General features: G+C 54.3%; 14 protein-coding genes, 1 tRNA gene and 1 pseudogene. 13 read left to right on the top strand and 3 right to left on the bottom strand.

From position 1 onward, the window contains the following. Positions 1–123: 123 nt before the first annotated feature. The 8 genes and pseudogenes from FYJ35_RS15225 to FYJ35_RS07935 form a co-directional block, all read left to right on the top strand. Positions 124–1,323: pseudogene (locus tag FYJ35_RS15225) on the top strand (alpha-amylase family glycosyl hydrolase); the annotation flags it as partial. A gap of 291 nt (positions 1,324–1,614) precedes the next feature. Then, the gene (glgB, locus tag FYJ35_RS15220) at positions 1,615–3,591 is read left to right on the top strand and encodes a 1,4-alpha-glucan branching protein GlgB (RefSeq protein ID WP_408634776.1); all 1,977 of its coding nucleotides are present in this window, start codon (positions 1,615–1,617) and stop codon (positions 3,589–3,591) included. 60 nt (positions 3,592–3,651) lie between these two features. Next, complete coding sequence (locus FYJ35_RS07960) at positions 3,652–5,712, top strand: DHH family phosphoesterase (protein WP_154525329.1); 2,061 nt, start codon at positions 3,652–3,654, stop codon at positions 5,710–5,712. 33 nt (positions 5,713–5,745) lie between these two features. Continuing rightward, the gene (gene rplI, locus FYJ35_RS07955) at positions 5,746–6,192 is read left to right on the top strand and encodes a 50S ribosomal protein L9 (protein WP_154525327.1); all 447 of its coding nucleotides are present in this window, start codon (positions 5,746–5,748) and stop codon (positions 6,190–6,192) included. After that, positions 6,192–7,544: a replicative DNA helicase gene (dnaB, locus tag FYJ35_RS07950; protein ID WP_154525325.1), complete on the top strand. Its 1,353-nt coding sequence runs from the start codon at positions 6,192–6,194 to the stop codon at positions 7,542–7,544. The genes rplI and dnaB overlap by 1 nt, the downstream gene beginning before the upstream one ends. Positions 7,545–7,724: 180 nt before the next feature. Continuing rightward, on the top strand, positions 7,725–8,828 hold the full coding sequence (gene mtnA, locus FYJ35_RS07945) for an S-methyl-5-thioribose-1-phosphate isomerase (RefSeq protein ID WP_154525323.1): 1,104 nt from the start codon (positions 7,725–7,727) through the stop codon (positions 8,826–8,828). A gap of 257 nt (positions 8,829–9,085) precedes the next feature. After that, positions 9,086–10,894 carry an NlpC/P60 family protein gene (locus FYJ35_RS07940; protein WP_205839771.1) on the top strand — a complete coding sequence of 603 codons (1,809 nt, stop codon included), beginning with the start codon at positions 9,086–9,088 and terminating at the stop codon, positions 10,892–10,894. A gap of 397 nt (positions 10,895–11,291) precedes the next feature. Then, positions 11,292–11,364, top strand: a tRNA-Lys gene (locus FYJ35_RS07935). An 88-nt stretch (positions 11,365–11,452) separates the two neighbouring features. On the opposite strand, the gene FYJ35_RS07930 is transcribed toward FYJ35_RS07935, so the two are convergent. Next, positions 11,453–12,010 carry a zinc dependent phospholipase C family protein gene (locus FYJ35_RS07930; RefSeq protein WP_154525320.1) on the bottom strand — a complete coding sequence of 186 codons (558 nt, stop codon included), beginning with the start codon at positions 12,008–12,010 and terminating at the stop codon, positions 11,453–11,455. Positions 12,011–12,477: 467 nt separating this feature from the next. Then, positions 12,478–13,155 (bottom strand): tRNA (guanosine(46)-N7)-methyltransferase TrmB, encoded by a 678-nt coding sequence (gene trmB / locus FYJ35_RS07925; protein WP_154525318.1) that lies wholly within the window; start codon positions 13,153–13,155, stop codon positions 12,478–12,480. 200 nt (positions 13,156–13,355) lie between these two features. On the opposite strand from trmB, the gene FYJ35_RS07920 reads away from it, so the two are divergent. The 5 genes from FYJ35_RS07920 (at position 13,356) to FYJ35_RS07900 (ending at position 17,542) form a co-directional block, all read left to right on the top strand. Next, positions 13,356–14,261, top strand: a complete 906-nt coding sequence (locus FYJ35_RS07920; RefSeq protein ID WP_154525316.1) for a PHP domain-containing protein — start codon at positions 13,356–13,358, stop codon at positions 14,259–14,261. Positions 14,262–14,379: 118 nt separating this feature from the next. After that, on the top strand, positions 14,380–14,886 hold the full coding sequence (greA, locus tag FYJ35_RS07915; RefSeq protein ID WP_154525314.1) for a transcription elongation factor GreA: 507 nt from the start codon (positions 14,380–14,382) through the stop codon (positions 14,884–14,886). 32 nt (positions 14,887–14,918) lie between these two features. Then, positions 14,919–15,803: a 4-(cytidine 5'-diphospho)-2-C-methyl-D-erythritol kinase gene (gene ispE / locus FYJ35_RS07910; RefSeq protein ID WP_154525312.1), complete on the top strand. Its 885-nt coding sequence runs from the start codon at positions 14,919–14,921 to the stop codon at positions 15,801–15,803. Further along, positions 15,796–16,473, top strand: coding sequence for a GntR family transcriptional regulator (locus FYJ35_RS07905; RefSeq protein WP_154525310.1), 678 nt, complete (start codon positions 15,796–15,798; stop codon positions 16,471–16,473). Before ispE ends, FYJ35_RS07905 begins: the two co-directional genes overlap by 8 nt. A 115-nt stretch (positions 16,474–16,588) precedes the next feature. Then, positions 16,589–17,542 (top strand): L-lactate dehydrogenase, encoded by a 954-nt coding sequence (locus tag FYJ35_RS07900; RefSeq protein ID WP_154525308.1) that lies wholly within the window; start codon positions 16,589–16,591, stop codon positions 17,540–17,542. Positions 17,543–17,827: 285 nt separating this feature from the next. On the opposite strand, the gene typA is transcribed toward FYJ35_RS07900, so the two are convergent. Next, positions 17,828–19,681 carry a translational GTPase TypA gene (gene typA / locus FYJ35_RS07895; protein WP_154525306.1) on the bottom strand — a complete coding sequence of 618 codons (1,854 nt, stop codon included), beginning with the start codon at positions 19,679–19,681 and terminating at the stop codon, positions 17,828–17,830. Positions 19,682–19,835: the final 154 nt, after the last annotated feature.

The following is a 19,835-nucleotide window of genomic DNA, read 5'->3' as shown; positions in this document are numbered from 1 at the left end:
GAATGGTACGATAACACAGTTTTTTATCATATCTATCCACTGGGACTTCTGGGAGCTCCTCATGAGAATCAGGGAGGAGAGGTGGTTCACCGCCTCAGAAAGCTGAATGGATGGATTCCGCATATGAAGGATCTGCATGTCGGGGCGATCTATATCGGACCGCTCTTTGAGTCATCCAGGCATGGGTACGACACAATCGATTACCGGATGGTGGACAGACGTCTTGGAGATCAGGAAGATTTCAAGGCATTTGTACGCTCCTGTCATGAGGCAGGAATCCGGGTGGTCGTCGATGGGGTCTTCAACCATACAGGACGTGATTTTTTTGCATTTCGGGATATTCAGAAGAACCGGGAGCAATCGAGATACAAGGACTGGTATAAGGGCATCAATTTTGGATGGGACAGCGCTTATCACGACGGGTTCTCCTATGAGACGTGGCGGGGATCGGGCGATCTGGTCAACCTGAACCTCAGAAATCCGGAGGTGAAGGACTATCTGTTCGATGCGATTCGTTTCTGGATCGATTCGTTTGATATTGACGGCATCCGGCTGGATTGTGCGGACTGCCTTGATTTTGATTTTCTCCGGGAGATGCGCCGCGTGGTCCTGGAGAAAAAAACGGATTTCTGGCTGATGGGAGAGGTGATCCACGGCGACTATGCGCGCTGGGCGAATCCGGAGATGCTTCATTCTGTCACGAACTATGAGCTGAACAAGGGGCTTTGGTCCGGACATGAGTCACACAATTACTTCGAGATTGCCCATACCATCCGGAGACAGTTCGATGAGAATGGCGGAATATACAGGGGCCGGGTGCTGTACTCCTTTGCAGACAACCACGATGTTTCAAGGGTTGTGGAGAAGCTGAGCGATAAAAAGCAGCTGTTTCCGCTGTATACGCTTCTTTATACACTGCCGGGCGATCCGTCCATCTATTACGGATCAGAGTGGGGCATCGGCGGACGGAAGGAAAACGGAGACTGGGGGCTTCGGCCGCAGATCGACCTGGAGAAGATCAGTCAGAACCCGCCCATCCCGGGGCTGGAAGAATTCCTTGAGAAGCTCGGAGCGCTCAGGCAGGAGTATCCGGTGATTGGAAATGGCCGGTACAGGGAGCTGCTTCTGACAAACAGGCAGTATGCATTTGCGAGGATCGGAGATCAGGAGGCGGTTGTGGTCGCGGTTAATAACGACAGTCAGCCTGCCGAGCTGTGGATCCGGATTCCGGATATTGGAGATACTGTGGTTGACCTGCTGTCGCTGGATGAAGTTAAGAAGGAACAGGGACAGCTTCACGTCACGCTGCCGGCGGATGGCTGCGCAGTTTATCTGCTCAATCAGGGAGGAAGCGAAGCGATGAGAAAGAAACAGGCTGGGAAAACGGAGCCAAAGAAGGTGACGGCAGCAGCGGAGCTGAAGAAGGTGACGGCAGCGCCGGAGCCGAAGAAGGTAACGGCAGCGCCGGAGCCGAAGAAGGTAACGGCAGCAGCGGAGCCGAAGAAGGTAACGGCGGCGTCGGGGCCGAAGAAGGTAACGGCAGCGGCGGAGCCGAAGAAGGTGACAGCGGCGCCGGAGCCGAAGAAGGTGACAGCGGCGCCAGAGCCGAAGAAGGTGACAGCGGCGCCAGAGCCGAAGAAGGTAACGGCGGCAGCGGAGCCGAAGAAGAAACCGGCAGGGAAGGTTCCGGAAAAGGGGCCTGAATTTATCGGGGATCTGGATCAGTACCTGTTTGACAAGGGCGTTCACTACGACATCTATAAGAAGCTGGGTGCACATCCTTCCACGTACAAGGGACGGAAGGGCATTCACTTTGCTGTGTGGGCGCCTCATGCGGCGGCCGTCACGCTGATCGGGGAGTTCAACGGCTGGAATGAGAGCAACATCCCGATGGAAAAGAAGGAGCCCTCCGGAATCTGGGAGACCTTTGTCGAGTCGGCGCAGCCTGGACAGATGTACAAGTATCTGATCTACACACAGGATGGAAGAAAGCTGTACAAGGCGGACCCTTATGCGAACCAGGCAGAGTACCGCCCGGGAACGGCATCTATCATCGCGGATCTGAGTCCGATCAAATGGACGGACGGAAGATGGATGAGGAGGCAGAATGACTTTGTCCAGGACAAGGCGCCGATTTCTATCTACGAGTGCCATATCGGGAGCTGGATGCGTCATCCGCACGGTGAACATGAGGACGGATTCTACAACTACCGGTATTTTGCGCATTCCATCACTGACTACCTGCTGAAAACAGGATACACGCACATCGAGCTGATGGGGATCGCGGAACACCCGTTTGATGGTTCCTGGGGCTATCAGGTTACCGGCTACTATGCGCCGACATCCCGGTACGGGACCCCGGAGGACTTCGCCTACATGGTGAATTATCTGCATAGCCATGGCATTGGCGTGATTTTGGACTGGGTGCCCGCTCATTTCCCGAAGGATGCCCATGGGCTGTCGGAGTTTGACGGGACACCGTGCTATGAATATGCGGATCCGCGCAAGGGAGAACACCCGGACTGGGGGACAAAGGTCTTTGATTTCGGCAAGTCTGAGGTTAAGAATTTTCTGATTGCCAATGCACTTTACTGGATTGAGGAGTTCCATGTGGACGGCCTGCGGGTCGACGCCGTGGCGTCCATCCTGTATCTGGACTATGGCCGCAAGGACGGACAGTGGGTACCGAACAAGTATGGCGGTAATAAAAATCTTGAGGCGATCGAGTTCTTCAAGCATCTGAATTCCGTCGTCAGAGGCAAGCACCCGGGCGTCATGATGATTGCCGAGGAATCGACGGCATGGCCGAAGGTCACGGGAAGGCCGGAGGACGATGGACTGGGCTTCTCGATGAAGTGGAACATGGGCTGGATGCATGACTTCCTCGAATACATGAAGCTGGATCCGTATTTCCGCAAGTTCAATCATAACAAGATGACATTTGCGATGACGTACGCGTACTCCGAGAAGTACTGCCTGGTGCTCTCGCACGATGAGGTTGTCCATCTGAAGTGCTCGATGATCAACAAGATGCCGGGGCTTTATGATGACAAATTTGCCAATCTGAAGTGCGGCTACACATACATGTTCGGGCATCCGGGCAAGAAGCTGCTGTTCATGGGTCAGGATTTCGCGCAGGAGCGCGAGTGGTCGGAAGACAGGGAACTGGACTGGTTCCTCCTTCAGCAACCCAGGCACAGGCAGATGCTTGACTTTGTAACGGAATTGTTGCATCTTTATAAAAATACGCCGGCTATGTATGATGCAGATTGTGATCCGCGCGGATTTGAGTGGATCAATGCGGATGATGCAGACCGGAGCATTTACAGCTTCCTGCGCCATTCCGAGGATGGGAAGAGCAACCTGCTCTTTGTCATCAACTTTACACCGGTAGCGCGGCCGGATTACCGTGTCGGCTGTGTGAAAAAGTGCACATACCGGCTGGTGCTTGACGGAGACGAGGCGCGCTTCGGCGGCCGCGGGACGAGCCATCCGGTGATGTACAAGGCTGTCGAGAGTGAATGCGATGGAAAACTGTATTCCTTCGCATACGACCTGCCGGCGTACGGAGTTGCAGTGTTCCGTTATTGAGCAGGCTGCGCCCGGCAGCGCGGGCGGCAGAATCTGCGGAAAGAATGGTAGGATATTGGCATGAAAAATAACCCACGGATCAGATACAGCGGGAATCTGGGGATGCACTGGAGCTGGAGCGTCGTGCTGTCCCTCTCCCTCGTTGTGCTGGTGGCGCTCAATTTCAGGATCAGTACAAGGGCGGGCATTGTGACGCTGCTTTTTACCTGCTGCTACTTTGTGCTGATCCTCGGAGTCTATCTGTATTACCGGCCGAGAATCCTGAGGGGGCTGGTTGACTTTGCGACGAGCTTCGGGCAGAAACAGGAGGAGATCCTGCGCCAGATTGAGCTTCCCGTGACGATTGTGTCGGCGGATGGACGGATTCTGTGGATGAATGACAGACTCTGCGAGCTGTCAAAGAAACCGGAGGACTACGATAAGAACATCGCCACCCTGTTTCCGGAGCTTCAGCAGGATACGTTTCCGGCAGCGGAGTGGGATAAGGACGTGCAGGTCCACTATGAGAATATGGACTTTCGCGCTCACATGCAGCGAATCGTGATCGATGACCTGATTGACGGGACGGAGCTGATCTCCAGGGAAGCAAGGGACGGTGAGAGCAGTTATTTCTATATTATCTATTTCCTGGATGAGACTGACCTAAATCGGCTGCGCCAGGAAAACCGGGATCAGCGGTTTGCGGTGGCGCTGGTGGATCTGGACAATTATGATGAGGCACTGGAGGGAGTTGACGAGGTGCACAGTTCCCTGATCAGTGTTCTGGTGGACCGGCAGATCATGAAGTACTTCACATCGTACGACTGCCTTCCGAAGAAGCTCGAGAAGGACAAGTACATGGTTGTCTTCAACCGGAAAAGCCTTGACGCGCTGATGGCCGATCATTTTTCTGTGCTGGAATCGGTCAAGACCATCAATATCGGCAATGAAGTCAGTATTACGCTGAGCATCGGTGCGGGGATCGGCGGAAAAACCTATATCGAGAACTATGAGAAGGCCCGTTCAGCGATTGAGATGGCACTGGGCAGGGGCGGTGACCAGGCGGTGGTCAACAATGCATCCCAGATGACCTTCTTCGGCGGCAAATCCCAGAGAAATGAACAGCATACGCGTGTGAAGGCGCGTGTGAAGGCGCAGGCGATGCGGGAGATCATGATCACTAAGAACTCGGTGATCGCGATGGGGCACCGCTTTATGGACATGGACAGTCTCGGTGCAGCGGTTGGAATCTGCCGGGCGGCGCGGGCGCTTGGAAAACCGGCCCATATCGTGATGGGCACAGAGACCGGTTCGATCAGCCAGTGGCTGGAGCTTCTGAAGGAGAGCAAGGATTACAAGGACGGGCTGTTCATCAGTCATGACCAGGCACTGGCGATGACCGATGAATCGACAGCCATCATTGTCGTGGATACGAACCGGCCGTCGCTTCTGGAGTGCGGTGAGCTATTAAATCGGACGGATACGGTGGTTGTGCTGGATCACCACAGGCAGAACACGGAGAAGATCGAGAATGCTTCCCTGAGCTATATTGAACCGTCGGCATCCTCCGCCTGTGAGATGATCGCCGAGATCCTTCAGTATTTCGAGGAGAATGTCCGGCTCAGGAGCCTTGAGGCAGACTGTATGTACGCCGGGATTCTCATCGACACCAATAATTTTGTAGCCAAGACAGGAGCCCGGACATTCGAGGCAGCGGCTTATCTGAGAAGAAGCGGTGCGGATATCACGAGAGTCCGGAAGCTTCTTCGAGATGACATGGACAGCTATAAGGCGCGGGCCGAGGCAGTCCGGAACGCGGAGATCTATATGGGTGCCTATGCCATTTCGATCCTTCCGCCGGGAGGGCTGAAGAGCCCGAACGTGGTCGGTGCGCAGGCGGCTAATGAGCTGCTGAACATTGTCGGCGTCAGGGCTTCATTTGTCCTGACTGACTACGAGAATGAGATCTTTATCAGTGCCCGGTCGATAGATGAGGCGAATGTCCAGCTTGTCATGGAGAAGCTGGGCGGCGGGGGCCATATCAGCATGGCCGGCGCTCAGCTGAAGGGGATGAAGATTGAAGAGGCACGGGACAAGCTGAAGGAAGTTCTGAAACAGATGACAGACGAGAAGCTGATCTGACCGTGCAGAGATACAGAGAGATGGAGGAGAATTATGAAGATCATATTGCTGGAAGACGTGAAGAAGGTTGGAAAAAAGGGGGAGATCGTCGAGGTCTCTGACGCATATGCGAGAAACGTTCTGATCCGGAAAAACCAGGGTGTGGAGGCGACCAGCGCGAATCTCAATACCCTGAAGCTGAAGAAAGCCAATGACGAGAAGGTTGCGGCTGAGAACCTGGCGGAGGCAGAGGCGCTGAAGAAGGAGATCGAGGAGAAGGCAGTGCTGCTCAAGGTTAAGACAGGGGAAGGTGGAAAGCTGTTCGGTTCGATTTCGAACGGACAGATTGCGGACGCGATGAAGGAGCAGCTCGGGATTGAGATCGACCGCAGGAAGATCGTGATTGATGCGCCGATCAAGAACACGGGCGAGATGGCTGTCGATGTCAAGCTTCATCCGCAGGTGAAGGCGGAACTGAAAGTCAAGGTGGAAGCGCTCTGATGCCGGATGAGGAACTGATTAAAAGAATACTTCCTCATGACCAGGCGGCGGAATCATCGGTCATCGGTTCCATGATGATGGATCCTGAGGCCATCTCCGTGGCACAGAAGTATCTGAGTCCGGACGATTTCTATCAGAAATCCTTCGGTCTGCTGTTTTCCGCCATCGTTTCGCTGGATAATGAGGGCCAGCCGGTCGACAGCGTGACGATTCAGAACAGACTCAGGGAAATGGACGCACCGGAGAACATCGCAACGGACAGTTATCTGGCACAGCTTGTCACAGCTGTCCCGACTTCGACGAATATCGAATACTATGCGAAGATCGTGGCGGACAAGTCCAGGCTCCGGACAATGATCCGGACGATGGAATCTCTGACGAACAGCTGCTATCTGAACCGGGAGAGTGTCCAGGCGCTGATGGCGGAGACAGAGGAGAAGATGTTCCGGGTCCTCCAGACGAAGGAAAGCCAGGACTATGTACCGATCCAGGATGTGGTGATGGAGGAGATTTCAAAGATCTCCGCGGCGGCACGGCAGAATTCCAGTGTGACGGGACTGTCGACAGGCTTCGCGGATCTGGATTTCAAGACCTCCGGCTTCCAGCCGTCTGACCTGATCCTCATTGCCGCAAGACCGTCGATGGGGAAAACAGCCTTTGCCCTGAACATCGGGGATTATATGGCGATCCGACAGCATAAGAATGTCGCGATCTTCAGTCTGGAGATGTCGAAGGGGCAGCTTGTCCGCCGCCTGTTTGCGCAGGAGGCCAACATTGATGCCCAGAAGCTGAGAAATGGAAATCTGGCAAGCACCGAGTGGGACAGTCTGATTGCCGGCGCGGATATGATCGGCAAGTCCGGGCTAATCATTGACGACACGCCCGGCATCACGGTTCCGGAGATGCGGAGCAAGTGCCGGAGATACAAGCTTGAACAGGGACTTGATATCATTATCATCGATTACCTGCAGCTGATGAGCGGCTCATCGAAGCGCAGCAGCGATTCCAGACAGCAGGAAATTTCAGAAATCTCAAGGTCCCTCAAGGGGCTGGCAAGGGAGCTGAATGTCCCGGTCGTCGCGCTCTCGCAGCTCTCCCGTGCTGTCGAGCAGAGGCCGGATCACAGGCCGGTGCTTTCCGACCTCCGTGAGTCCGGAGCAATCGAGCAGGACGCCGATGTCGTCATGTTCCTCTACAGGGAGGATTACTATAAGCCGGACACCGAGCGGAAGGGGATTGCGGACTGCATCATCGCCAAGCAGAGAAACGGTCCTCTGGGCGATGTGGAGCTGGCATGGCTGCCGGAGTATACCAAGTTCGCCTCAATCGAGCGAAGCATGCCGCAGATATAAGACCGGACGGCTGCCGGGAAGTGTGTTTCACACCTGGATCCGGCGTGCGCGGTGCGGCCCGGAGCAGGATACGGCCCGGATGAACACAGCTGCAGGTGCCGAGAGGCGCGCTCCATGCCGGCCGTCAATCGGGGATACAGAACCGGAACAGGAATGGAAGAGATAAGGAGACCAGAAAACATGAACAATGCAAGTGTAGAGAAATTTTTCGACAAGGTGCTGACCGGCAGGCTAACGCCGGACAGGCAGGCCCTGGATATCATTGACCAGACACTTCTGCCGGGGACGGTGAAAAGAATCAATCTCAGCACGAAGGAAGAGATCTGGGAGGCCATCAAGAAACTCAGAGTCCGTGGAGCGCCGGCGATCGGGGTAAGCGCCGCATACGGAATGGCTGTCCTGTCCTCCAGAAGTCAGGCAGCGGATTTTGACTCATTTTACAGCGAATTCAAAGCCAACAAGGAATACCTTGCCTCCTCCAGGCCGACAGCCGTCAATCTTTTCTGGGCATTGAACCGGATGGAGAAGACCCTTCTGGACAACCGGACGAAGAGCATTCCGGAGATTCAGGAGATCCTCTACCATGAGGCTGACAAAATTCAGGCAGAGGATGTCCAGATCAGCCGGAATATCGGTGAGATCGGGTTCGGCCTGCTGAAGGATCTGAAAAAAGAAGGACGTCCGGTGGGAATCGAGACGCACTGCAATGCCGGGACGCTGGCGACTGCCAAGTATGGAACGGCAACTGCTCCGATGTACATTGCGCTGGAGCATGGCTGGAAAGGAACAGACATGCATGTCTACTGCGATGAGACCAGACCGTTGCTTCAGGGGGCCAGGCTCACATCGTTCGAGGTTGCGTCGGCGGGTATCACCACGACTGTCCAGTGCGACAACATGGCCTCCAGCCTGATGAGAGCCGGGCTGATCGACATCATCTTTGTAGGCTGTGACCGTGTCGCGAGAAACGGTGATTTCGCGAACAAGATCGGGACCTCCGGGCTTGCCATCATTGCAAAGCACTATGGCATACCGTTCTATGTCTGCGCGCCGTCCTCGACGATTGATATGGAAACACCGTCCGGCAGCCAGATTCCGATTGAGATGCGTGATCCGGATGAGGTCACGGAGATGTGGTATCAGGAACGGATGGCACCGGAGAACGTGAATGTGTATAATCCGGCGTTTGATGTCACAGACCACTCCCTGATTACTGGAATGATTACAGAAAAGGGGCTGTGCACAGCGCCGTTTGAGGATGCGTTCCGGAAGATCGGACTGTGAGAGAATAAAACGCTGTACCGTGTACAGTATTTAAAGGAGGGCCGGGTGCGAAAGCGTCCGGCCCTTTCTGCGTCTGGCGGTCAAGGAGTACTGCATTGGCAGATCCACATCTAAATGTTACAATATTGTTAAAAAATGCCCTCTAAAATCTTGACATTGCTCCTCGAAGATGTTAACATAGCCACAGTTGATTTGTAACATATCCGTAATATTTGAAAAGAATTCGAAAGAATATGGAAATCAAGGGGGCATGGCCAATGAATAAGGCAATGGCAAAAGCAGTCGCGTTCTGTCTGGCGGCAGGGCTTACCTTCACTGGTACAGGAGCAGCAGTATATGCAGGCGGCGGAGATGTGGCGCTGGTAGGCGTCGGGACGCAGGCGGATGCAGAGAATCATAAGAAGACAGAGTCGGAAGCTCAGACCGAGGCACCGCAGACGGAAGCACCGACTCAGACCGAGGCTCAGACCCAGTCTGAGACAGCCCAGTCAGAGGCAGCTCCACAGACGGAAGTCGACAAGAGCATGGTGGGAACGACAGGGTTTGCTCTTTGCGACGGACAGATCAATGTTCGCGCATCCGGAGATACGGATGGTGAGATTGTCGGCGTCCTGAACAATAAGAATGCGGTTCAGATCGAGGATGTCGATGAGAACGGCTGGTACAAAATCAAGTCCGGCAATGTTGAGGGCTATGTGGCAGGACAGTATATTGCCACCGGGTCGGATGCACAGCAGATCGCGGCAACGTCCGGCTATACAACTGCTGAGGTTGGGGCGAAGGTGCTGAATGTTCGCGCTGAAAAGAGTACAGATTCAGACGTAGTTGCGACAGCGACACAGTCCGATTCTCTTGAGGTTGTTCAGAATGACGGCGACTGGCTCAAGGTTTGCATTGACCACGACACCTATGGATGGGTTTCCGCAGACTATGTTTATGCCAGTACGGCATACAGCTCCGGAATGACCGTGGCAGAGGAATCTGAGAGTACGGCACAAAGCGAGGCACAGGCAGCCGCAGCAGGCAGCCAGGCATCGGATGATGGAGTGGCTGCAGCGGAGACGGTTTCAAACGAAGCGACGCCTTCCGAGACAGCACCGGCTGACGCTTCTTCTGATTCGTCTGCTTCAGCTGGCGACAGCTCTTCGGATGTGACATACACGGATACAAGCACCGCCTCGACTTCCGAGTCGGACGCTCTTTACCAGGCGTATCTTGCAGCACAGGATGCGGCAATGCACCCGGTCAGTGAGGAAGACGCAAAGCAGAAAGCAGATGCGGCGGTCAGCGCATATCAGGCATACCTCCAGTCACTTGGCGTTTCAGACGGGACTTCCCAGACGACAGGCAGCCAGGCAATCCAGAGCACAGAGCAGAGTACGGATACCTCCAGCCAGCCGGCTGAGACAGCGGTTACCTCGGTTGGTACTGATGCAGATGCCCTCTACCAGGCGTATCTGCAGGCACAGGACGCAGCCAACCATCCGACGGATGAGGCAGATGCGCAGGCAAAGGCGGATGCGGCAATTGCTGCCTATCAGGCATACCTGAATGCCATCGGAAGCGGAAGTGCATCGTCTCAGACGCAGGAGACCACAGCCGAGACCTCCGCACCGGAGACAACCGCCGAGACAACAGCGCCGGAAACCTCCGCACCGGAGACGACTGCTGAGACCTCCGCACCGGAGACAGAAGCACAGCAGACTTCTTCTCTGGGAGCCCAGATCGCGGCATATGCAACACAGTTTGTCGGCAATCCGTATGTGTACGGCGGTGCAAGCCTGACAGGCGGTGCTGACTGCTCCGGGTTTACGATGGCAGTCTTCAGCCACTTTGGCATCAGCCTTCCGCACAACGCGGCAGCTCAGTCCGGATGCGGAACGCAGGTATCGCTTTCAGACATCCAGCCGGGCGACCTGCTCTTCTATGACAACGGCGGCGGAATCGGACATGTCACGATCTATATCGGAAACGGGCAGGTCTGCCACGCATCGAATGAAAGAACGGGTATCACCATCTCCTCGATCAGCTACCGAAATCCGGTATGCGCAGTCAGGGCATGGTAAAGCAGACAGTTTGAATACTGGAGAAAGGATTCTCACAATCGTGGGGATCCTTTTTTATGCAGGCGACCGCTTTTCATCGGGTGCAGAGCACGAGATGACGGCGGAGCCGCAGAATCGAGCAGGGCAGCGTCAATCTGGCCTGCTCGATACCGGGCAAAGGGCGCCTCTGGTAAAATTGAAAGGATGCGCAGCATTGGAAGATGAAACCTTCTGGGGGGGGCAAGGGCGCCGTTCGGATAGAAGATCGTCAAAATAGATAGATCAGAAAATAATATCAGACAACAAAAGAAATATCATAATAAAGTTGAACAGAACACCCCTTGCATTATTCCGGATTGAGGCATATAATTCTTTTTGTGCTTCGGAAGAGAAAACACCGAACCACAGAAAAGAATAAGCGCTTTTAGCTCAGTTGGTAGAGCACCTGACTCTTAATCAGGGTGTCCAGGGTTCGAGCCCCTGAAGGCGCATTGGAAAGCACCGATTCTACGAGCGTTCGCTCTGGAGTTGGTGTTTTTATTATGCATAGATAAGTCGAGTCATCCTCCCCCCCCTCTATTATGAACAGACAACCGCTGCGCTTGCTGGCAGCACATTCTCTCTGACCCAGTTCCAGGCACCCATCAGGGTGCTGTCAATATAGTAGGCATCATCTGTGATGCCCTTGCTGTTTCGCATATATGCCTGATGACGCATGCTCAGCCACTGGCCGAAGCTTCCGGTTACAGCCGCCGGACCAAAGGGCCGCGTCCTGAGAATTTTTTCAGTCAGATGATGAAGCCTCCATTCATACTTGACATGATCTTTGCTGCCGTAGTGAAAAGCCGGGTTGTGAGGCCTTGAGAAGGAATCTCCAAGGTAGTGAAACCGAAGCCCGGCGGTATACCACCAGAGCCAGCTGTCCCTGTAAGCCTTCCCGAAAAAGGAAACAATTTCCTTCCGCCTGACTGCATAGCTGTGCCCGTATGACCAGTCGTTTATGTGGTGCCCCATGTAGGAGAATTTGTTGTAGTCAGGCATCACACACCCGATGCAGAAGGCCAGCTTCTCTGTTTTCGAGATGTGCAGCGGACGAACCATCCGCTTTGCGTAATTCCAGTGATCAATTGTTCTCATTCGGTCGTTCCTTTGCAGTCAATTGCTGCCGCTGAAGGCTGACACACGTGCACCTTTTGGCTTGTCATGCCTGCCTTCTCTGCGGTGATTGGGTATAAGTTGTTTGTATTGAAAGAAATATTGCCTGAATTCCTACAAATGATTGTACATTCATTTGTCAATGGTTTTCGGACAAAAAAGACGGAAATGCTTCGATTTATCAGATTGAACAAAACACCTGAATCCTGCCGATGAGAGGAATAGTATGTGGATAATGTGGATAAGTTCGTGTATAACTCGACTTTTCCGCTCTTTTCTCCTCGCTGAGGTGTGGATAAACGGGGTGGAAAACAATTTCCGATGGCCGGATGGCCGTGCCTCAGGAGGCTTGATTTTGTGCAGTTTCAATGTGAAAGGTCATTTTCTGAAAACGAACGGAAATGTGGCCAGACACAATTTACAGTAATTATCTGACAACAATTCGGCGCTCAGTGCTCATCAGCCGGCGGGCGGCTGACCATCTTGCAGATCGGATTCCCCTGGGCGGAAAAGCGTTCCTCATATTCTGTCATGACGTTTCCTGCACAGAGACGGGGATCCGCATGGAGATCATACGTGCACAGATCGATCCGCCAGCCTTCCTCCTCTGCCTCACTGAGCGCAAAGTTAAAGAGCGCCCGGTTGTCCGTCTTGAACTCCAACTGTCCGTCCGGGACGAGAATCTGCCTGTACCGCCTGAGAAAGGTTCTTCCGGGAAGCCGCCTTTTTGCGTGACGATCCTTCGGCCATGGATCTGAGAAATTCAGATAGATCCTTCCGACCTCTGCCGGGGCGAAGACGTCGGTTAGTTTCTCTGCATCCATCCGCAGGTAGAGCAGGTTGTCCAGGACGGTGCCCTGCGCTTCCAGCGCTTCTCGAAGACGAACGGCACGGACGAGGACGGAGGAGTATTTCTCAATCCCGATGTAGTTGATATCCGGGTTCTGCTGCGCAAGGCTGGTCAGAAACTTTCCTTTTCCCATTCCGATTTCGATATAAAGCGGGCGGGGATTTGTTCCAAAACGCCCCACCCAGTTCCCTTTCAGGGCGGGCTGCAGGTCTTCCGGAATCACGTAGCGGTCCGCTGCGATTTCCTCGCGTGCGCCGGGTATATTTCGAAGCCTCATGATAGTCTGATCTCCATTCTTCCGCCTTTATATGGCGGCATGATTTTTGTAAAGATGATATCATATCTGCTGCAAGCGTAGTACCTTTACAGAGACGGATATTTTGATGTTTACAGTGTCAAAAGTTCGCCGGCGGCCTCCTTCACCGGGGAGGAATTTACGGTGTCCGGCGGTTTTTCATCGACTTCAGGAGGAACAATATGCTCAGGGCAAATTTTCATACACACACCACATTGTGCGATGGCAGCAGCACACCGGAGGATATGGCGCAGCGGGCTGCTTCGCTGGGGTTTACACAGCTCGGCTTCTCCGGCCATATGGACCCGGACGATCATATGGACATGGATCTTTACAGAAACCGGATTCATGCCCTGCAGGAGCAGTACAGAGGGAAAATCGACATCCTGATGGGGATCGAGCTGGATACGGTTTACAACCCAGTGTACGCACGGCAGGTGGAATATACGATCGGCTCCACTCACTTCCCGGACGTGGCATGCAACCGGGGGTATGAAGGCGCATGCCCGCAGCGTTCGGGGGAAGGTGTCTGCGAGCCGGGAGACATCCAGGAGCAGTCGCGGAAAGAGCGCCCGCTGTCGGTGGATGCCTCCCCGGAGGATCTCCAGCTCCTGGCGGACAGATATTTCAGCGGCGATTATTATCAGCTGGCAAGGTGCTACTATGAGACGGAAGCGCAGGTATACGACCGGCTGCACTGTACCTTCATCGGACATTTTGATCTGATCACAAAGTTCAACGATCAGATGCACGTGCTGGATGAGACAGATCCAAGGTATACCGGGTCGGCGCTTGAAGCGATGGCCTGTCTGGTGGAGGAGGGCGTGCCGTTTGAAATCAACTGCGGCGCGGTCAACAGAGGACTGAAAAAGGAGTTCTATCCAAATTCATTTTTCCTGCGGGCGCTTCATGACATGGGCGGGGAGATCCTGATTAACTCAGACGCACATCAGGCGGAGCTGCTGAACGGGGCTTTTGACAAGGCTGTGAAGCAGGCAATGGCCTGCGGATTCACCCACACAAATATTCTTGTGCATGGGGAGAACGGAGCTGTTTCGTGGAGAAGTCTGCCGCTGGATACGCTCTGATGATTTCTTTTCTTTCCATATACAGGGAATCGGTGTTACAATACGTCCAGACAGCCCATGTATAGAATTCAGTACAAGACAGGGCTGATCTTCAGGTAATAGTGAGGAAATCAGTGCAATGCGAAGAGAAAAACTGACAAAAGGCGATGTGGAGAAGATTCAGAAGGAGCTGGAGCATCGCAAGGTTGTCGTCAGGCATCAGGCGGCGAAGGAAATCGCCGAGGCTGCGGCGCAGGGAGACCGCAGCGAGAATTTTGAGTACTACGCGGCCAAAAAGTTCAGGGGGGAAAATGAATCCCGCATCCGGTACCTTGAGAATGTTCTGAAGACCGCGATTGTCATATCTGACCAGAGCGCCGCAGACGAGGTCGGGGTGAACAACTCGGTGACGGTCTATGACAGGGACATGGAGGAGGAGGAAACCTACCGGATCGTGACATCGATGCGGGGGAATCTCCTGGAGAACCAGATTACGATCGAGTCACCGCTCGGAAAGGCGCTTCTGCGCCATAAGGTCGGAGATGTGGTGACGGTACGGGGGAATGACGGCTATTCCTACGAGGTCGAGATCCGGAAGATCGACAAGACAAACGATGAGTCAGGCGACAGCCTGCGGTCCTTCTGACGGGCAGCTTTGGATATGGAAACGGGGGAAGAATGAGACGGATCAATCTCAGGACGATGGCGAAGATTAACCTCAGCCTGGATGTCGTCGGGACAAGGCCGGACGGGTATCATGATCTTCGAATGGTGATGCAGTCTGTCAGGCTCAGCGACCAGGTGACGGTGAGCCCGACGCGGGCACCGGGGGTCCGCATGAAAACGAATCTCCGCTATCTGCCGGCGGATCAGACGAATCTGGCCGCCCGGGCGGCAGCACTTGTAATGGAGGAGTGCGGGATCCGGGACGGCGTCTTCATCAATCTTGAAAAACACATCCCGGTCGCTGCCGGTCTTGCCGGCGGAAGCTCGGATGCGGCAGCCGTTCTGGTTGCGATGAATCTGCTGTTCGGACTGAGACTCCCGCAGGAGAAGCTCAGGGAGATGGGGAAGCGTCTCGGTGCGGATATCCCCTTCTGCGTGATGCGCGGGACGGCGCTTGCGGAGGGAATTGGCGAAATCCTGACCCCGCTTCCGGCGCTCCCGGACTGCAGGATCCTGATTGCGAAGCCGGATATCCATGTATCCACGAAGGCTGTCTTCGAGGCGCTTCATATGACAGCCGATATCCGGCACCCGGATACGGATGCCCAGGTACAGGCGGCGCAGAATCGTGATCTGGCAGGAGTCTGCAGCCTCTGCGGCAATGTTCTGGAATCCGTGACGGAGGTCCGGTACCCGGTCATTTCCAGAATCAAGTCGTTTATGCAGCAGCAGGGGGCCCTGGTGTCCATGATGAGCGGAAGCGGTCCGAGTGTATTCGGTATCTATGATGACGACAGGAAGGCAGAAGCGGCAAGGGATGCTCTTGCACGGGGGACAGATGCATCGTTTGTCTGCCTCACAAGACCCTATAACAGGAGAACGGAGATATATGACTGAAGCGGCGATTGACAAACTGAAACTGGAAGCAGATGATTCGCTCCCGCTCAGGGATGTGGTTTTCCATACACTTCGCGATGCCATCCTGGAAGGCACGCTTCCGCCGGGGACAAGGCTGATGGAGCTTCAGCTCAGCAGTGTCCTGGGGGTGAGCAGAACGCCCGTGCGGGAGGCGATGCGGCTTTTAAGCATGGAAGGGCTCGTGCGGATGAGCGTGCGGCGGGGAACCATAGTCGAACCGATCAAGGAGTCCGATCTGAGAGATGCGCTGGAGGTCCGGGAGGCACTGGAAGAGCTTGCGGTCCGCAAGGCATGCCGCAACATGGACGAGCTGACGATCCAGACGCTGAGAAAGCTGGAGCAGGAATTCGAGCTGTCCCTTGAGAAAAACGACATGCAGACATCTGCCCGGCTGGATGTTCAGTTCCATGAGCGGATCACAGAGGCGGCGCATAACCGCCGTCTGACCCAGTCCCTGACGCAGCTGCGGGAGGAGCTATACCGGTACAGGCTGGAGAATCTGAAGGATCCTGAGACTTACCCGATCCTGGTGCAGGCGCACAGAAACATCATAAGCGCGCTTGAGACACACGACGAGGACCGCGCCGCTCAGGAGCTTCAGAGGCACATCGAGAGCCAGGCGAATGTACTGGCGGAACACATCCAGTAGCTTCATTGACAATATTTTCACATCATGCTATGATGCGTGAGATGTATGAAGATTCATACATGATTTCTCTGTTAGAGTTGGAAAGTCACATAGACAATTCAGGAAGGGAACGAATATGGCAACCAAAATTACAATTATCGGAGCAGGCTCCGTAGGAGCAACAATCGCTTACACACTTTCACTTGAAACACTCGCGACAGAAATTCTTCTGATCGACATCAACGAGAAAAAGGCAAACGGCGAGGCACTTGATATTGTGCAGTCCACTGCATTCCGTGATCCGATCAGCGTCACTTCAGGTGACTACGCAGATGCGAAGGGGTCCAACATCGTCATCATCACGTCCGGCATGGGAAGAAAGCCGGGAATGACCAGACTGGATCTCGCAAAGACGAACGTCAGCATCATGCGTGATATTGCGGGTAAGATTGCTCCTGTATGTCCGTATGCGAAGTACATCATCGTTTCCAACCCTGTCGATATCCTGACCTATGTGTTCATGAAGGAGTCCGGAATTCCGGAGAGCCAGATCATCGGATCCGGCACACAGCTTGACTCTGCGAGACTGAGACATCTGATTGCGGATGAGTGCGGCGTTTCCTCCAAGAACGTTCACGCTTATGTCTTCGGCGAGCACGGCGATTCTTCCTTCGTTCCGTGGTCTGTTGCACATGTGGCTGGTGTTCCGGTCGCTGAGTATTACAAGACCTATGCAAAAAACAAGGATGCAGAATTTGATCCGGACCGCATCATTGATACCGTCCGCAAGTCCGGCGGCGTCATCATCGCAGACAAGGGAGCAACCTTCTATGCGATCGCTGTCTCCGTCGTCAAGCTTTGCCGCATGATCCTTTCCTCCGAGAATTCTGTCACGACCATCTCCACGATGATGCATGGCGAGTATGGCCTGAGAGATGTCTGCGTTTCCGTATCCTGCCTGGTCGGCCCGAACGGTGTTGAGAAGAAGATCATCCTTCCGCTGACAGATGAGGAGCTCGGAAAGCTGAAGGCTTCTGCAGCTGTGATGCATCAGATGGTTGAGCATATCTACGGCGAGGACAAGCAGTAAATCATTCTTGGGAAGATTTCCCGAATGTGTCTGAGAATGCTCCGGAATCACGTGAATCTGTGAGCAGGCAGGCAAAGTAACAGGATACTGAGAATACCCGTGGGCGGTGCATGTTTTGTGCGCCGCCCTTTTTCTTTCTGCCTTGCCTGCGCGTAGTCTGGGAGCACTTGCGGTACAGGAGTATTCGGGGGGAAGATGTTCACCGGATATAGAACATGAGATTAAAGAAGAAAAAGGCCGCACGGTTAAAAATCGTGCGGCTGTTTTGCTGTTCAGATGTATGATTCAGCGGTTTGCCTCAGCCTGCGCTCTCTGCGTGCGGGCAATGTTTGCTCTCTTTCTCAGAAGCGGGTCGAGGATCTTTTTCCGGATCCGGATGGACTTCGGTGTGACTTCCAGAAGCTCATCGGTATCGATGTACTCGATGGCCTGCTCCAGCGACAGCTCCTTGTGCGGAACGAGCTTCAGGGCTTCGTCAGCTCCGGAAGAGCGGGTGTTGGTCAGGTGCTTGGTCTTGCAGACATTCAGCTCCACATCCTCCGGCTTGCTGGATTCTCCGATGACCATGCCGGAGTACACCTTGTCACCCGGCTTTACAAAGAGGATTCCGCGGTCCTGAGCGTTGAACAGACCATAGGCAACCGCGACCCCGGTCTCGAATGAGATCAGCGAGCCCTGCGGACGGTAGGACAGGTCTCCCTTGTAAGGTGAGTAACCGTCGAAAATGGTGTTGATGATCCCAGTGCCCTTGGTGTCGGTCATGAAATCGTTCCTGAAACCGATCAGGCCGCGCGACGGAATCTCAAACTCCAGGCGGGTTCTTCCGTCCGAAGTCTTGCCCATCCCCTGAAGCTCGCCCTTCCGGAGGGACAGCTTCTGGATGACCGTACCGGAAAACTCATCCGGAACGTCTACGTAGGCAATCTCCATCGGTTCGAGCTTTCTGCCGCGCTCGTCCGTCTTGTAGATGACCTCCGCTTTGGAGACTGCGAATTCATAACCCTCGCGGCGCATCGTCTCAATCAGGACGGACAGGTGAAGCTCACCTCTGCCGGAAACTTTGAAGGTATCGGTGTTGTCGGTATCCTCGACGCGGAGTGAGACATCTGTGTTCAGCTCACGGTACAGACGGTCTCTGAGATGACGGGAGGTGACAAACTTGCCCTCCTGGCCGGCAAATGGACTGTCGTTGACACAGAAGTTCATGGAGATGGTCGGATCCTCGATCTTCTGGAACGGAATCGCGTCCGGGGTACCGAGATCGCAGACGGTGTCTCCGATATGCAGGTCCTCAATTCCGGAAAGCGCGACGATGGAACCCATTGAAGCCTGCGGCACGTCAACCTTCTTCAGGCCATCAAACTCATAGAGCTTTGTGATGCGGACCTTTTCGTGCTTGTCCTTGTCGTGATGGTTGACTAAAAGAGCATCCTGGTTGACGCGGATGGTACCCCGGCTGATCTTTCCGATGCCGATTCTTCCGACATATTCATTGTAGTCGATTGTGGATATGAGCATCTGGAGCGGGCCTTCCGGATCGCCCTCCGGCGCCGGGATGTGCTCCAGGATGGTGTCGAACAGCGGAGCCATGTTTTTGTGCTCGTCGTTCAGATCCTTTACCGCAAAGCCTTCCCTTGCGGAGGCGAAAACGAACGGGGAATCCAGCTGCTTGTCGGAGGCATTCAGATCCATCAGAAGCTCGAGCGTCTCGTCGACGACCTCATCCGGACGGGCGCCCGGGCGGTCGATTTTGTTGACGCAGATGACAAACGGCAGGTCAAGGGCGAGCGCCTTCTCGGTCACAAAGCGCGTCTGCGGCATCGGGCCCTCGAAAGCATCTACGAGAAGAATGACACCGTCGACCATCTTCAGGACACGTTCCACCTCACCTCCGAAGTCCGCGTGACCTGGGGTATCCACAATGTTGATCTTCGTGTTCTTGTAGGTGACGGCTGTGTTCTTGGACAAAATGGTGATGCCGCGCTCACGCTCGATCGCGTTGGAGTCCATGACACGGTCAACGACCTCCTGGTTTGCGCGGAACACACCGCTCTGCCTCAGCAGGCAGTCGACCAGCGTTGTTTTACCGTGGTCAACGTGCGCGATGATGGCAACATTTCTCACATCTTCTCTTACCATAAAGCTTCCTTCCCTGCGCGGCTGTGATCAAAGCTGCGTACATTCAACATTCCTGACAAAAATACCGCAGATATTCTATCATAAAAACTTCCGAATGCAAGTGAAACCGGGAAACCTTGCATTTGCAGGGCTTCTAGTGTATATATATCGATGC

This window comes from Porcincola intestinalis (assembly GCF_009696445.1).
GTDB lineage: Bacteria > Bacillota > Clostridia > Lachnospirales > Lachnospiraceae > Porcincola > Porcincola intestinalis.
Note: the sequence above shows the minus strand (reverse complement) of the source record. Positions and strands in the feature narration are given on the sequence as shown.

What these genes read in the sequence shown, in the direction of transcription:
- FYJ35_RS07960 (WP_154525329.1), top strand. Translation starts at nt 3,652, where the DNA reads ATGAAAAATAACCCACGGATCAGATACAGCGGGAATCTGGGGATGCAC.
- rplI (WP_154525327.1), top strand. Translation starts at nt 5,746, where the DNA reads ATGAAGATCATATTGCTGGAAGACGTGAAGAAGGTTGGAAAAAAGGGG.
- dnaB (WP_154525325.1), top strand. Translation starts at nt 6,192, where the DNA reads ATGCCGGATGAGGAACTGATTAAAAGAATACTTCCTCATGACCAGGCG.
- mtnA (WP_154525323.1), top strand. Translation starts at nt 7,725, where the DNA reads ATGAACAATGCAAGTGTAGAGAAATTTTTCGACAAGGTGCTGACCGGC.
- FYJ35_RS07940 (WP_205839771.1), top strand. Translation starts at nt 9,086, where the DNA reads ATGAATAAGGCAATGGCAAAAGCAGTCGCGTTCTGTCTGGCGGCAGGG.
- FYJ35_RS07930 (WP_154525320.1), bottom strand. Translation starts at nt 12,010, where the DNA reads ATGAGAACAATTGATCACTGGAATTACGCAAAGCGGATGGTTCGTCCG.
- trmB (WP_154525318.1), bottom strand. Translation starts at nt 13,155, where the DNA reads ATGAGGCTTCGAAATATACCCGGCGCACGCGAGGAAATCGCAGCGGAC.
- FYJ35_RS07920 (WP_154525316.1), top strand. Translation starts at nt 13,356, where the DNA reads ATGCTCAGGGCAAATTTTCATACACACACCACATTGTGCGATGGCAGC.
- greA (WP_154525314.1), top strand. Translation starts at nt 14,380, where the DNA reads ATGCGAAGAGAAAAACTGACAAAAGGCGATGTGGAGAAGATTCAGAAG.
- ispE (WP_154525312.1), top strand. Translation starts at nt 14,919, where the DNA reads ATGAGACGGATCAATCTCAGGACGATGGCGAAGATTAACCTCAGCCTG.
- FYJ35_RS07905 (WP_154525310.1), top strand. Translation starts at nt 15,796, where the DNA reads ATGACTGAAGCGGCGATTGACAAACTGAAACTGGAAGCAGATGATTCG.
- FYJ35_RS07900 (WP_154525308.1), top strand. Translation starts at nt 16,589, where the DNA reads ATGGCAACCAAAATTACAATTATCGGAGCAGGCTCCGTAGGAGCAACA.
- typA (WP_154525306.1), bottom strand. Translation starts at nt 19,681, where the DNA reads ATGGTAAGAGAAGATGTGAGAAATGTTGCCATCATCGCGCACGTTGAC.